Origin of the sequence: Caldisericum exile AZM16c01, assembly GCF_000284335.1 — a bacterium.
Classification (GTDB): Bacteria; Caldisericota; Caldisericia; order Caldisericales; family Caldisericaceae; genus Caldisericum; species Caldisericum exile.
This window is the reverse complement of sequence record NC_017096.1, coordinates 1,529,230-1,542,369: the sequence shown is the minus strand read 5'-3', so window position 1 is coordinate 1,542,369 and position 13,140 is coordinate 1,529,230. Positions and strand designations below refer to the sequence as shown.

Annotated in this window: 14 protein-coding genes; 4 read left to right on the top strand and 10 right to left on the bottom strand. The window is 35.7% G+C overall.

Going from position 1 to position 13,140, the window contains the following annotated elements; all coding sequences use genetic code 11:
• Positions 1-29 precede the first annotated feature (29 nt).
• Both CSE_RS07685 and CSE_RS08615 read left to right on the top strand, forming a co-directional pair.
• Entirely contained in the window at positions 30-599 is a 570-nt protein-coding gene (locus tag CSE_RS07685; RefSeq protein ID WP_014454092.1) for a molybdopterin-dependent oxidoreductase, read from the top strand.
• On the top strand, positions 571-1,110 hold the full coding sequence (locus tag CSE_RS08615) for a type IV pilin protein (protein ID WP_014454091.1): 540 nt from the start codon (positions 571-573) through the stop codon (positions 1,108-1,110). The genes CSE_RS07685 and CSE_RS08615 overlap by 29 nt, the downstream gene beginning before the upstream one ends.
• Here CSE_RS08615 and CSE_RS08080 read toward each other — a convergent pair.
• The 4 genes from CSE_RS08080 to CSE_RS07660 are packed head-to-tail and all read right to left on the bottom strand — an operon-like array spanning position 1,099 to position 3,692.
• On the bottom strand, positions 1,099-2,010 hold the full coding sequence (locus CSE_RS08080) for a ParB/RepB/Spo0J family partition protein (RefSeq protein WP_014454090.1): 912 nt from the start codon (positions 2,008-2,010) through the stop codon (positions 1,099-1,101). The genes CSE_RS08615 and CSE_RS08080 overlap by 12 nt on opposite strands.
• Before the next feature lie 7 nt (positions 2,011-2,017).
• Complete coding sequence (locus tag CSE_RS07670; protein ID WP_014454089.1) at positions 2,018-2,779, bottom strand: ParA family protein; 762 nt, start codon at positions 2,777-2,779, stop codon at positions 2,018-2,020.
• Positions 2,776-3,309, bottom strand: coding sequence for a phosphodiesterase (gene yfcE, locus CSE_RS07665; protein WP_014454088.1), 534 nt, complete (start codon positions 3,307-3,309; stop codon positions 2,776-2,778). The genes CSE_RS07670 and yfcE overlap by 4 nt, the downstream gene beginning before the upstream one ends.
• Positions 3,306-3,692, bottom strand: coding sequence for a PadR family transcriptional regulator (locus tag CSE_RS07660; RefSeq protein WP_014454087.1), 387 nt, complete (start codon positions 3,690-3,692; stop codon positions 3,306-3,308). Before CSE_RS07660 ends, yfcE begins: the two co-directional genes overlap by 4 nt.
• A gap of 211 nt (positions 3,693-3,903) precedes the next feature.
• Between CSE_RS07660 and CSE_RS07655 the strand changes: the two genes are divergently transcribed.
• A complete protein-coding gene (locus CSE_RS07655; protein ID WP_014454086.1) occupies positions 3,904-4,683 on the top strand; it encodes a hypothetical protein in 780 nt (259 codons plus the stop codon).
• A complete protein-coding gene (gene uvrA, locus CSE_RS07650; protein WP_014454085.1) occupies positions 4,673-7,504 on the top strand; it encodes an excinuclease ABC subunit UvrA in 2,832 nt (943 codons plus the stop codon). Before CSE_RS07655 ends, uvrA begins: the two co-directional genes overlap by 11 nt.
• On the opposite strand, the gene CSE_RS07645 is transcribed toward uvrA, so the two are convergent.
• The 6 genes from CSE_RS07645 to CSE_RS07620 all read right to left on the bottom strand — a co-directional run bounded on the left by CSE_RS07645 (position 7,487) and on the right by CSE_RS07620 (position 13,138).
• Positions 7,487-8,764, bottom strand: a complete 1,278-nt coding sequence (locus tag CSE_RS07645; protein ID WP_014454084.1) for an ATP-binding protein — start codon at positions 8,762-8,764, stop codon at positions 7,487-7,489. The genes uvrA and CSE_RS07645 overlap by 18 nt on opposite strands.
• A gap of 104 nt (positions 8,765-8,868) precedes the next feature.
• Positions 8,869-10,371: a hypothetical protein gene (locus CSE_RS07640; RefSeq protein ID WP_014454083.1), complete on the bottom strand. Its 1,503-nt coding sequence runs from the start codon at positions 10,369-10,371 to the stop codon at positions 8,869-8,871.
• Positions 10,349-11,359: a radical SAM protein gene (locus CSE_RS07635; protein ID WP_014454082.1), complete on the bottom strand. Its 1,011-nt coding sequence runs from the start codon at positions 11,357-11,359 to the stop codon at positions 10,349-10,351. Before CSE_RS07635 ends, CSE_RS07640 begins: the two co-directional genes overlap by 23 nt.
• On the bottom strand, positions 11,337-12,203 hold the full coding sequence (locus tag CSE_RS07630; protein WP_014454081.1) for a radical SAM protein: 867 nt from the start codon (positions 12,201-12,203) through the stop codon (positions 11,337-11,339). The genes CSE_RS07635 and CSE_RS07630 overlap by 23 nt, the downstream gene beginning before the upstream one ends.
• Positions 12,204-12,218: 15 nt before the next feature.
• Positions 12,219-12,464 (bottom strand): YkoF family thiamine/hydroxymethylpyrimidine-binding protein, encoded by a 246-nt coding sequence (locus tag CSE_RS07625; protein ID WP_014454080.1) that lies wholly within the window; start codon positions 12,462-12,464, stop codon positions 12,219-12,221.
• Positions 12,455-13,138, bottom strand: coding sequence for a class I SAM-dependent methyltransferase (locus tag CSE_RS07620; RefSeq protein WP_014454079.1), 684 nt, complete (start codon positions 13,136-13,138; stop codon positions 12,455-12,457). The genes CSE_RS07625 and CSE_RS07620 overlap by 10 nt, the downstream gene beginning before the upstream one ends.
• Positions 13,139-13,140 lie beyond the last annotated feature (2 nt).

The window sequence follows — 13,140 nt, the reverse complement described above, 5'->3', positions numbered from 1 at the left end:
AAATCATTATAATAAAATGAGGTGATGAAATGGGAGAATTCAAAATGCCACCAGGACAAAAACCGTCCGCAAGGCTTTACCCAATTTCTGTTTTTGGAAAGCCAAAAGAAATTGATATCGATAAGTATTCTGTAAAAATTACAGGCCTTGTAAAAGAAGAAAAGATAATTCCCTTAAAGGAAATCCTCAAGTTGTTAAAGGAAAGTGTCCAATTTGATATTCACTGTGTTGATGGGTGGAGTTATCTTGGGGCTGTTTTCTCGGGCATATATCCAAGAACTCTGTTTGAAGAAGTTTCAGTTTTACCAGAAGGAAAATTCGTTATGGTAAAAAATCTTGATGGCTATTCAACGGATTTACCGCTTGATTTTCTTTTAAGCGACAATTCATTTCTTGCATACGAGATTGATGGGAAACCTCTTGATATCGCAAACGGATATCCTTTAAGGCTTGTTGTAAACGGAAAATATGCCTACAAAGATGCAAAATGGGTCGTTGAGTTTGAAGTAATCGATGAAGATATCCCAGGCTATTGGGAGAAAAAGGGATATTCAAGAAAGGCAGATGTCTATGAAAACGACCGATTTGAGAAAAAATAGAGGTTTTACACTTGTTGAATTAATGATTGTTGTTGCAATTATAATAATTCTTGTTGGTATTGCTATCCCAGTGTTTGGCGAGGTTATTAACAGAGGACGTGCAGCACAACTTCTCAGTAATTTTGATTCTCTTGCAAGAGACCTTGAACATTACAAACAAGATTGGGGAGTATACCCAAATCCTGTAAATCCAGCAGAAGAATTTGGGTATTCAGTCGATAGAGAAACTCCAACATCACTTCTATCACGGGAACTTTTGGGAATTAACTCTATTAAAAACAAGCATGGCAATAAGACGTTTTTGGGCGAAGATGGTGGTATAGAGTATATTCTTCGCCCACAGATACTCCAAAATATGCAAAATCCATTTGGTAAAGATTACAAATTATATTATGGTTCAAAAGATGGCGGAAGTTATGTTCTTTATGCGGAACTACCCAACGGAAAATACATTGTGCGATATCCAAATACCTCGTCTGAAATAACTACAAACCTGCCTTCAGTCCCTTAACTTCTCTTCCAATTCCATTACAAGGTCTTTTAGGATTTTAAGTTCTTCTTTTAACGTTTCCCTGTTTTTATCATCTACAAAATCGATTAAATTAATTGCATTTTCTATACTCTTTATTGCACCTTTGAGGCTTGCAGGTTTAAAGTGTTTTAATGTGCTTACAACATTTGCAACATCATCAGAGGAAAGTTCATTTTCCTCAATTACTCTTACGACCTTTTTAATCACATCGAGGTCCTTTACCTTAAGTAAGCTTTCAACATGTTTTGATGTCAAAGGTGAATTCGGATCGTCAATTTTCTTCTGTATCTCCTCGGGCAAATCAAGAAGACTAATCCAACGAATAAGCGTAATTGGTGTTTTTCCTATTGCTTTACACAGTGCGCTCACGGTGAGCGCAAAATCTTCGGGGACACTCCTTCCCATTCTGTAATTTATAAGAAGTGTTTTAACATTTTTATCCTTTGCGTAGGGCTTCAGGTATTCATAAATTGCCTTTGCGCGTTCAATTGGCGAAATGTCCTCTCTTTGCAAATTTTCGACGATCTGGATTTCCCTTACAATGCTTTCACTTTTTGGATCTATCACAATTGCAGGAATTGTATCTTTTTTGAGTAGAAGAGTTGCCCTGAATCTTCTTTCACCTGCAACAATCATATATTTTGTGCCAACCTTACGCACAAGAATTGGTTCTAAAACACCATGCTTTTCAATGCTTTCTGCAAGTTCTTTTAAACTCTCCTCATTAAAAGTTTTTCTCGGCTGGTTTGGATCTGTAATTATATCTTCTACGTTTAGTTCAATCACTTTTGCCTTGATTTTTTCATTTGCAAGTTCTTCAACATAGCCCTTATCAAATCGGAGGTTAAAATCTTTTGGTAAGCCTTTTTTTGATTCCATTTTTCACCTACTTTCCTAATCTTTTTAAAACACTTTCGCCGAAGATGGCATAAGCATGCGCTCCTTTTGAATCTGGTGCAAAAGTAAAGATGTCCTCTCTAAATGCAGGACTTTCCTCAAGGCGTACGCTTCTTGCAATTGGCTCTTCAAAAACAAGGTCTCCAAAGAGTTCCTTTATTTTTAATGAGGCATCTTTGGAAAGTGTAGTCCTTGTGTCAAACATTGTTATAAGAACACCTAAAATTTTTAGTCTCTCATTAAATGTTTCTTTTACACCTTCGAAAGTGTCCAAAAAGTCTTGCACGCCTTCAAGTGCCCAAGGTGATGGTGTAATAGGTATTACTACGAAATCAGATGTGGTAAGCGCATTTACTGTAAGAAGACCTAAGGATGGGGGTGTATCAATGATTACAAAACTGAACATGTTTGCAATTTTTCCCATAATCCTTCTTAATTTAAGAGGTGCATCGAAAACTCCTGCAAGGGCCCTTTCAACTTTTGCAAGGTGAATTGACGAAGGCATCAAAAATAGATTTGGGACTGCGGTTTCATGGATAATGCCCGTTGGATCAACCTCCTCCTCTACAAAAATTGAATAGGTGCTTAATTTTGCAGGATTGTCAAGAAAAACAAAAGTCGAGTTTGCCTGAGGGTCAAGATCAACAAGAAGGGTTTTAAAATTCTTCCTTGCGATGAAGGAAGCAAGATTTACCGCAGTTGTTGTCTTACCAACACCGCCTTTCTGATTTGCAATCGTTATTGTTATCATACTATCTCCTTAAATTCTACAAGAAATTTATCTTTTTCAATATCAAGAATTGCGAATGATTTCTTTGATGAGCCCTTTGGTAAACTTATTGAACCTGGATTAATATGAAGTCCGAATTTATTTTCTTCGACAACAGGTATATGGGTGTGTCCTGTTAAAAGTGCCTTTACGCCTTTATATTTTTCCATAAAATTTTCAAAGTCTTCAATCCTATCTCCGTGTGTTAAAAGGAGTGTAGCTTCTTCAATGTGCACAAGTGCAAATTCTTGAAGCATTGGGTATTTTATCATAAGTTGATCTACATCTGCATCGCAATTGCCTTTCACAAAGATGAAGTTGAAGGGAGCGTTATTTATAAGTTCTGCAACTCCCATTGGGTTATACCCCTCTGGTATTGGGTTTCTCGGTCCATGATAGAGCACGTCGCCTAAAACAAGCACAAGGCTAATATCTAATTTTTCCAATTCCGTAAAAACCGTCCTAAGCGATAAAAAATCACCGTGAATGTCCGAAATAACGCCAATTTTCATAATAAACCCTCCTCATCAATTAACCTCAAAATTTCAATAAACTCTTTGATACCTTCTTTCCAATCCTTTCTTAAAGTTCTGTAGTAAGTTTTACCTTTTTCAGTAATCTTATAAACAAGGCGTGGGTGTTTTGATTCTCCTATAACCCAATCACCCTTTATATAGCCGCTTACACTTAACTTCTTAAGCACGGGGTATATGAATCCAGGATTTGGATACCAAGTGCCCCGTGAGACAATGAGTATTGCTTTGGAAATTTCCTCACCATACATATCTCTTTCACTTAGAAGGTGAAGAATATAAAAATACAAAAACTCCTTAGAGCCAAAAAAACTCGTAATAAATAAATTCTTTCCCTTTTTTCTAAAAATGTTTTCTAACATTTTTCACCCCAACCTATAAATTTTTATAATTATATACAAATACACAAAATTTTAAAATTAAAATTTTTATCCACATTAATTTTCTTAGGAAAATTTTTAGCGCTTAAAATCTTTCCTCGCCTAATAATATGTAAAAGGTGTCGAAAATTTTTAAAAAGTACTTGTAAAAACTATAATTTACCTTATAATTATTATTTGCGGGAGTTAAAAAATGGACAAAATTATTAAGGTATCCAAAAGAATTTTTTTTGAGGCACTGCTTATAGCGATTATTCCTACACTTACTGTAATTCTTAACCGATATTTGAGTTTTAGAACCGAAGTGTGGTATGTAGGTTCAACGCTTACAATTTTGGGCCAGTACATATTGAGTTCGTTAATCCTTCTTTTAATTACTCTTATTGAAAAAGATAAAGTAAAAGAACTATTCCTTGTTTCGCTGCTATTAAATTCAGTTGTTTTTATCCTAAGACTTTTTGCGTCCACTATGCCCAGTTTTCTTTCACAGGTTTTTAATATATTCCTCCCAGTTACATATATTGGCGTTGAAACAGTATTCCTTGCAAGCATTCCGTTTATGCAAAACTTTTCTACCATAAACCCATTTTACGGCATTCTTTCAATTGTTATTTTGAAGTTTATTATAAACTATTTCGTTATGATTCCTGTGCTGAATATTCTTCAGGACATTCATATGGTAATTGTTTTAATCTTCATAAGCCAAGTAATCCCTATGGTGCTTTTTGCAAGGCTACCATTTGAGCTGACTGAATATCCGTTTTTAGAAGCCGTAAAAAGAAGCCTTTTGGACTTCAAAAAATATTTTAGAGCCTCTCTTACAATTGGGAGTATTTACTCAATTATTGTTGCAGTTGTCTCTGTTTTTGGGGCAATTGCCTCCTCTGAGGTTCTCGTACCTATAATTTTGAATTACATATCCGTAATAATTTTTGTGTATTTCTTTGTGTGGATTTCAGAATATGAGAGATGATATCTTTATAAAAGGGGCAAGGGTCCATAATCTTAAAAATATCACCCTCACAATCCCCCGAAATAAACTTGTTGTAATAACAGGTGTTTCAGGCTCAGGTAAATCATCTCTTGCTTTTGACACAATCTATGCAGAAGGACAGAGGCGCTATGTTGAGTCGCTTTCTGCATACGCAAGGCAATTTATAGGCCTTATGGAAAAACCCGATGTTGATGTGATTGATGGGCTTTCTCCTGCGATTGCAATTGATCAAAAGAGTGCAAGCAAAAATCCCCGATCAACTGTTGGCACAATGACTGAAATTTACGATTATTTAAGGCTTCTCTATGCGCGCATTGGTGTTCCTCATTGTCCAAATGACGGCACAGAGATAAAAAAACAAACACCTGATGAAATTGTTGAACAGATATTTAAAAACCTTGCGCACAAAAAAATCGAAATCCTTGCACCTCTTGTAAGGGGAAGGAAAGGCGAATACAAGGCTCTCTTTGAAAAATACCTCAAAAAGGGATATGTGAGGGTGCGTGTCGACGGGAATATGTATTCCCTTCAAGAAGAAATCCCCCTTGATAAGAATAAAAAACACGATATTGACCTTGTTGTGGATAGGGTTGTTGTGGTTACTGACGAGAAGAGTCGCATAGAAGATTCAATTGAACTTGCACTTGAAGAAGGCGTATACGTTGTAAAGGTTAGGGACGAAGATGGAATGGAGTATATCTACTCTTCGAAATTTGCATGTCCTGTGTGCGGGTTTTCAATCGAGGAAATTGAACCACGTTTATTTTCGTTTAATTCACCATATGGAGCATGTCCTGAATGCTCTGGGCTCGGCTTTAAAATTGAACCAGATCCAGACCTCATTGTGCGTGATTGGAATTTAAGTCTTGAAGAAGGCGCAATTCAAATTCCAGGTTTTAGGGGTTTTGATACATACACCTTTCAGATCCTTTTGCAAGTTGCAAGAAGATACGGAATTGATACCTACAAACCCTTAAAAGAACTTTCAAAAGAAGAACTTGACATCATTTTCTATGGAACTGAAGGTAAAACTCCCGTAAAGGTCACATCTAAAAATGGTGAAGTTTACAGTTTCTCAACATATTTTGAAGGGATAGTAAATCTTCTTAAGAGGCGCTATAACGAGACCGAATCTGAAAATATGAAAGAGGAGTACGAAAAGTTTATGAGGCGAGTTGAGTGTCCTGTTTGCCATGGAAAAAGGCTTAGGAGTGAAGCCCTTGCAATTACGGTAGATGGAATAAATATTGCCGATTTAACGAGTATGTCCGTTGGGCACGCGTATAGGTTTTTTATAAATTTAGAGAAGAAACTAACCGAAAAAGAGCGGATGATATCACACCAAATTATAAAGGAAATTAAGAACAGACTCAAATTTTTACTTGATGTGGGGCTTTCGTATTTAACGTTGGATAGACCATCTGAAACACTTGCAGGAGGTGAGGCACAAAGGATTCGCCTTGCAACACAGGTTGGTTCAAAACTTGTTGGCGTATTATATGTCCTTGATGAGCCATCGATTGGGCTTCACCCAAGGGATACTGATAAACTCCTCAATACCTTAAAAGAATTAAGGGATCTTGGCAATACAGTGATTGTCGTTGAACACGACGAAGAGACGATAAGGGAGGCAGATTATATTATTGATATTGGCCCTTACGCAGGTGAAGAGGGTGGCTATGTTGTAAAAACAGGTTCTCTTCAAGATATAATAAATGAAAAGCGCTCCCTAACGGGGCAGTACCTTAAAGGTGAATTAAAGATTCCTGTCCCAAGTGAGCGAAGAAAAGGAAACGGTGAATTTCTTGTTGTAAAAGGTGCACGGGAACATAACCTCAAAAATATCGATGTCCAATTTCCACTTCATACATTTATTTGCGTTACAGGTGTATCTGGCTCTGGAAAATCAACACTCATTTACGATATCCTTTACAAGGCTCTTATGAAAAAACTCTACAAGTCAAAGGAAGAGCCGGGAAAATACGATAAAATTGAAGGTATTGAATATATCGATAAAGTTGTAATGGTTGATCAATCTCCTATTGGAAGAACGCCTCGCTCGAATCCTGCAACTTACACAGGTGTATTTACTCCAATAAGAGAACTTTTTGCAAGTTTGCCTGAGTCAAAGGCAAGGGGTTATAAGGCTGGGAGGTTTAGTTTTAACGTGCCAGGTGGAAGATGTGAAGCATGTGAAGGGAACGGCTACATAAAAGTTGAAATGCAATTCTTACCTGATGTATATGTGCCATGCGAAGTGTGTCACGGAAAGCGATATAACAGAGAAACCCTTGAAATAAAATACAAGGGGAAAAGTATAGCAGATGTGCTTGAAATGAGCGTAAAAGAAGCACTATCCTTCTTTGAAAATATCCCTGAAATAAAACGAAAATTACAGTTCCTTGACGATGTAGGGTTAGGGTATATAAAATTAGGACAGTCAGCAACAACACTATCAGGGGGTGAAGCGCAACGTGTAAAACTTGCAGCAGAACTTCAAAAAAGAGGCACCGGAAGAACCGTTTACTTTCTTGATGAACCTACAACTGGCTTGCATTTTGCAGATGTTCATAAACTCATTGATGTCCTTCAAAGGCTTGTTAATCAAGGGAATACGGTTATTATAATTGAGCACAATCTTGATGTTATAAAATCTGCAGATTATATTATCGACCTTGGTCCTGAGGGTGGCGAGCGTGGAGGATATGTTGTTGCAACTGGCACTCCTGAAGAAATTGCAAATAACCCCAGATCCTACACAGGGCAATACCTCAAAAAGGTTTTATCGCAGGCTAATTAACCACTTATAAATTGGAATAATTTCTACTTCAATGTCATGAATCTCAAATGTTTCTTCCTCATCGTAGGTTATGATTAAACCCTTTTTAACTCCTAAAAATTTGCATGCTTCAACTATCCCCTCGATTTCTCTTTCCCTATTTGTATCGTTTATTTCATATGTCACCTGAATTGGTGTTAATTCTTTATCTTTTACAGCTATAAAGTCGCATTCCCTTTTTTCATCAAAGTAATAAAGGTCATATCCCCTTCTTTTTAATTCAATAAATACAACATTTTCCATTCTTTTTCCAATATTTTGCGAAGTAGTATCCTTTGCAAGTCCAACATCAACAAGGTATATTTTTGCAGGGTTTCTTGCCCGCTTATACGATGATTCAGAAAATTTTCTTACCTCGAAAATTAGCATGCTTTCGAGGATCTTCTTATAATAGTCATATAAAGAATCTTTCGACAAAGGCATCTTATCTTTGTATTGCTTGTATATAGAAGTTAAAGATAGCCTTGTTGAATATGAGGAAAACAATTTATCAAGAAGTAATTCCAAAAGTGTTATGTTTGTCATTTCATATTTTTCAACAAGGTCTTTAAAGAACATTGCATTAAAATACTCTTTTAGGATTTTTTTCTTTTCAAACTCGTTTTTTGCAAGTATAACCTCTGGAAATCCTCCCCATGCAATGAATTCACGAAAACTTCTTTTTAGAATCGCTCTTTGCTCCGGTATAAGGATAATATTTTCGAAATCGATGGATTGTGTTTTTAAATACTCTCTAAAAGAAAACGGTAATATTTCAATACTCCAAGATCTACCTCTAAGAGTTGTAGATATCTGTTCAGGTCTTATCTTTGACAATGACCCGCTTACAATTACCGATGCATTTTCTCTTTCTACAACTCTTCTTACAAATTTTTCAAAACCCTTAACATTTTGAATTTCATCAAGATAATAGTGGATTTTTTCACTTCCTAAGTGTGGTTTTAATTCGATTGCTGCACTCTTTAACTTTTCGAAATCCTCCATTCTAAAGTTATTGAGCCTATCGTCTTCAAAATCTATATAGATTGCTTTATCAACATGTTTCAAGAATTGGTTGAAAAGAATAAAAGTCTTTCCGCTTCTTCTTACGCCATACAAAATTATTGCCTTTTCAATGGATTTTGGGAATACGATATTTTCTCTTTCAATAATTTTTCCTTTCCACTTTTTTATGTATTGCTCGTTTGTATAAATCACTTCTTTTAGGGTTTCTGTATTCATTTATCCCTCCTACAAGGATATTTTATCACAGATTTATCCTTTTTAAAAGGACAAATATGACTATTTTTATCCTTCTTGGAAGGACAATTTTAAGGTGATCATTTTTAATGTGTTGCTGTTTGCTTGTCCTGGATAAGGCGGTTAAATGCGATTAATCTTCCAAGGGTCAATGGTCTTATGATAACAAAGCGATTAAGCACCTTTTTGTATGAGTGTGTTTTTCTATAGTATTTCAAAAACATCTTTGACATCTCTATTGGTGATGGTGGACGAATAGGGGAAGTTATGAGGTCGAAGTATTCTTCAATTTGAGGCTCTATTTCATTTGAGGAGCATACTTTAAGAAAACTTCGTATATTTTCAATTGAAGGCTCTGCATCAAGGTGTTTTTTAAGGCGTTTTAATTCTACAAGTTTTTTTAGGAATTTTACAAAGTTTATCCTGTCTTTTGTTATACCATTTGATACATTTCTTATATGCCTTGTAAAACTCTTGTGTTTCTGAGCAAGATTCTCTTTTTCTTTTAGAAGTGCAAAGTAAATTACCCTTTTAACATCCTCAATTGCCTTTTTGTAGGTGTAGCCTTCTTTTATTTCTTCAATATTTTTTACCTTCAAGGACAACAGATACTCTTTGTATTGTGGAAAAAGGTCGTATGGGTCTTTTATCACATCAAAATCTCCGATGAGTTCTTTAAGGATATTCTTAATTTTTTTGCTTAAAAGATTTGGAAATGGAAATATGATGTAATTGCTATTTTTAATAATCACGTTTGAAAATGCGAGATCCTCTTCAATTAAGGATGGGTTGGCCGAATAAGATTTGATAAATACATAATTTACTTCCGAAAAAGTCTTTGGAAGAGATATATGAAAATTAAAGTATGCGCTGAGGTACATCTTAAAAAGGGTTGCAGTTGCAAGTGAATGATCAAATAGCGTTATGTCATTTGCAAAAAGCCTTGTTTCAGAAAGTGCTTTTAAAAATGGCTCTTTGGAATACTCTAAAACTTTTCTTCGGAAATTTTTAATATTGAAATTCTTACTTCCAAATCCTTCTTCTAAAAGTGCAGAGTCAAGTTTCTCATAAAACTCAATCCTTAATGAATCGAGTTTTTCGATTTCAACCTTCTTTGGATTTTCAAAAAATCTATCAATGAATACCTCTTTATAACCCTGTTTTCCTGAATCAAGTGGGTTTGAAGCATCCATATGGTCAAGGGTTTTAAGAAGTTCCATAATTTTGTAGTCTTCAATTTTATCTTTGAGCTTGCACGGAGGGTTCCTTAAACATCTATTACACCCATGATGGGCACAGATCATATGAATTAAAGAAAAATCTATTTCAAATGGCGCACTTTGTGGATCAATTTGAAGAATTTTATACACTTCGCTATTTAAAAACCGTAAAAGGTTATCGGGCACCCTATTGAGTGCAAAATCGATATAGAGAATTTGTCCGTGATAATCAAGCCCTTTTATGCCTTTTGCCTTAGATGAGATAAAGTATCTTGAAAGTTTTCCAATGTCATGAAGGTAGACGGAAACTTCAAGAAGAAGTATTAAATCCCTAAAGGGATTACTATCAGTTGAATTCGACTTTTCCATCAAAAACAACTTTTACAAAGTCCTTAAAAACAAAACTTGTATCGCTGGGTTTTGTGGGGAAATTATATAATGGCCCCGCTGGAGTTTCATTGTAAAAAGGTCTATTACAGTTTGGACATCCCTGAGTAATATAGTTTGAAGGATCGCTTATAAGTTCAAGAATTTTCTCTTTTGGTGCATCGATTTTAACTCCTGAAAGTTCGCCACTTTCAAAAATTGGCTCGAAGGGAATGTGTTTAAAGAATAGTGCTCTTACGAATTGAAATTTCCGATATCGCCCTATTGGGACTTTCGGATGACTTTCGAAAGGTGTCCCTTTAATTGGCGTGAAAGCAAATAATGACACAAGCACATTATTGTGAAAAAACTTTTCCATCGCATCATACAATTCAAAATCGGTCTCGTTAAGTCCGACGATGATGTGTGTTGTAATTTTCCCTTTGAATTCCCTTGCCGTATCTATAATAAAAGAGAATGTGCTTTCAAAATTTCCTCCACGAATTTTTGAGAAGTGTTCCTTTGATACAACATCAATAGGAAGACCAATACGCTCAACCCCAAGGGAAAACATTTCTCTTATGCGGTTTATGTTTGTTTCTCTTATCGAAATTGATATTGGCACATTTATTTGCGAAACTTTGAGAACTTTTAAAAATTGAACAAGGTCTTCGTAATAGTTTCTTCCATTTACAACTTGAAAGCAAATACGCCTGTAATCATCTTTGTGTTTTATTAATGCATCAAGCACATTTTTAAATGTTTCTTTTGGCCAAGTTACCCTTGATAGGTTTTCGAGATTTGCATTTGATTCCCTTGCCTGCGCACAGTAAAGGCAATTAAACATGCAACGCTCTTCAACCATAAGGTAAATTGTTGTTGGCTTTGCAAAAACTTTTACATCTTTTAACCCAAGGAGTGCAAGGCTTCCAATGGAAACTCTAATATCCTTTTGAAGAATATCCTCTTTATATAAGGGCACAACACTCATTGAATATCCTCACTTCCTCACCTTTTTCTTTTACAAGATCGCGAAGAGCTTTTGATGGAAGCACAAATCCTTTAACGCCCAATTTGTATGCTTCAACATCAAGGCGCTCTCTATACTCACCAAACGGCCTCATACATCCCAAAAAGAGGGTTGTTGTGCGAGATGTTCTTCTGTATGCCTTGTCAATCATCTTTAATACTTTATCTAAATTAGGAAGTGGGCAATTTTCGTAAGGTGTGCCCTTTGTTGGGATAAAGACATCAATTACAATAAGTGTTGGTTTTATAAATGCAAGTTCATCAATTGTGTCCTCTTCGCCTTGATCAACTTCACCGCATTTAAGCCCCAATGTTATATGTGGGACAACACGGGATTGGGGTAGACCTTCCTCATTTTCAATACGTCCTCCAATAATTCTTCTCATAAGAAGATAAGTTTTTTCAAAGTCTTCTTTGGTCTTGTCTTTTAAGTGATACACATCTTGAATCACCCTATCATCATAAACAAAATCAAAAGAAATTCTTTCTACATATGGTTTTATTGCTCGTATCTCTTCTTCGGTTAAAAGTCCTGTGTGAAAGTTTAGTTTAATTCCCATTGAATAAACCTTTTGAATGAAGTCCATGTGTTGAAGAATGGGCACTTTGCCTTCAGGCGTTGAGCCACCTGAAATAAGGATACTTTTAAATCTTCCGGGATTTTTTTCAAGGATTTGAAGGATCTCTTCTTTTGTTTTCATTCTTGAAAGATATTGAGCATTACAGTGATTACAGTTAAGGGCGCACGAGGTTCCTGTTAAACTTACTTCAAGAGTTTCTCTTGATGGATAAAAGAAATATAGCATATTTATAATCCCTTTCTATGGTTTGGGGCACGCATTCGATAGCGTAATAACAAAAACAAAATGAACTTTTCCTTCAAACTGCCTCATCACTTCGTTAAATGCTTTAAAAATTAATTCCGAATCTCCATATGTAACCGAACTTGTAGGCCCAACTGTTACATCAAGCCCAAAACTTTTCACAATACGCACTGTATCATAAACATAGTCTCCGTAATTTTCAACCTTTAATGGGTATATTGAAAATTGTGCTGTTATAAGCATTTTGTTCCTCCTCCTATAAGTAGAGCCCCGAATGGTTTTAAATACTTTCTTCCAAATTTCTCAAGGGCATAGGCCCTATCTAAAATAAACTTTGGAGGTGTTGGGTTAAAGAAAACAGAAGAGTTAACTTCAACATTACAAATATGTCTTCTAAGGAGGTTCCTTAATTCCCAGTAATTGTAAAAATGCATTCCTCTAAATAAGTCGTTTGGGTCAAACAGTCCTCTTATTCTTCTTGAGATGCCATAAAAAGAAATTGCATTCAACACCGCAACAACAATTCGACCGGAAGGTTTTGCAACGCGCACCATTTCGCTTACAAATTTTTCAGGGTCCTTTGAATTTTCCATTGAAGTCATTGATAAAACGATATCAAACAAGTTATCTTCAAATGGAATTGCTTCCCCATATCCAAACTTTACTTCAAAACCTCTCAATTGCGCAATTTTAAGCATATTACTTGCAGGGTCAATTCCGTAGACTTCTGCGCCGCGTTTTCTAAATTCCATTGCAAAAAGGCCCGTGCCAATACCTACTTCAAGCATTTTCTTCCCGTTTAAATCGGGAAGTGCACTTATTAAGGCATCAATTTCTAATTCTTTTACTACACGCCCAACGGGGGTTTCAAACCAAAGGTCATACTCGTTTGCAATTTTATCAAATTTCTCTTCCATCA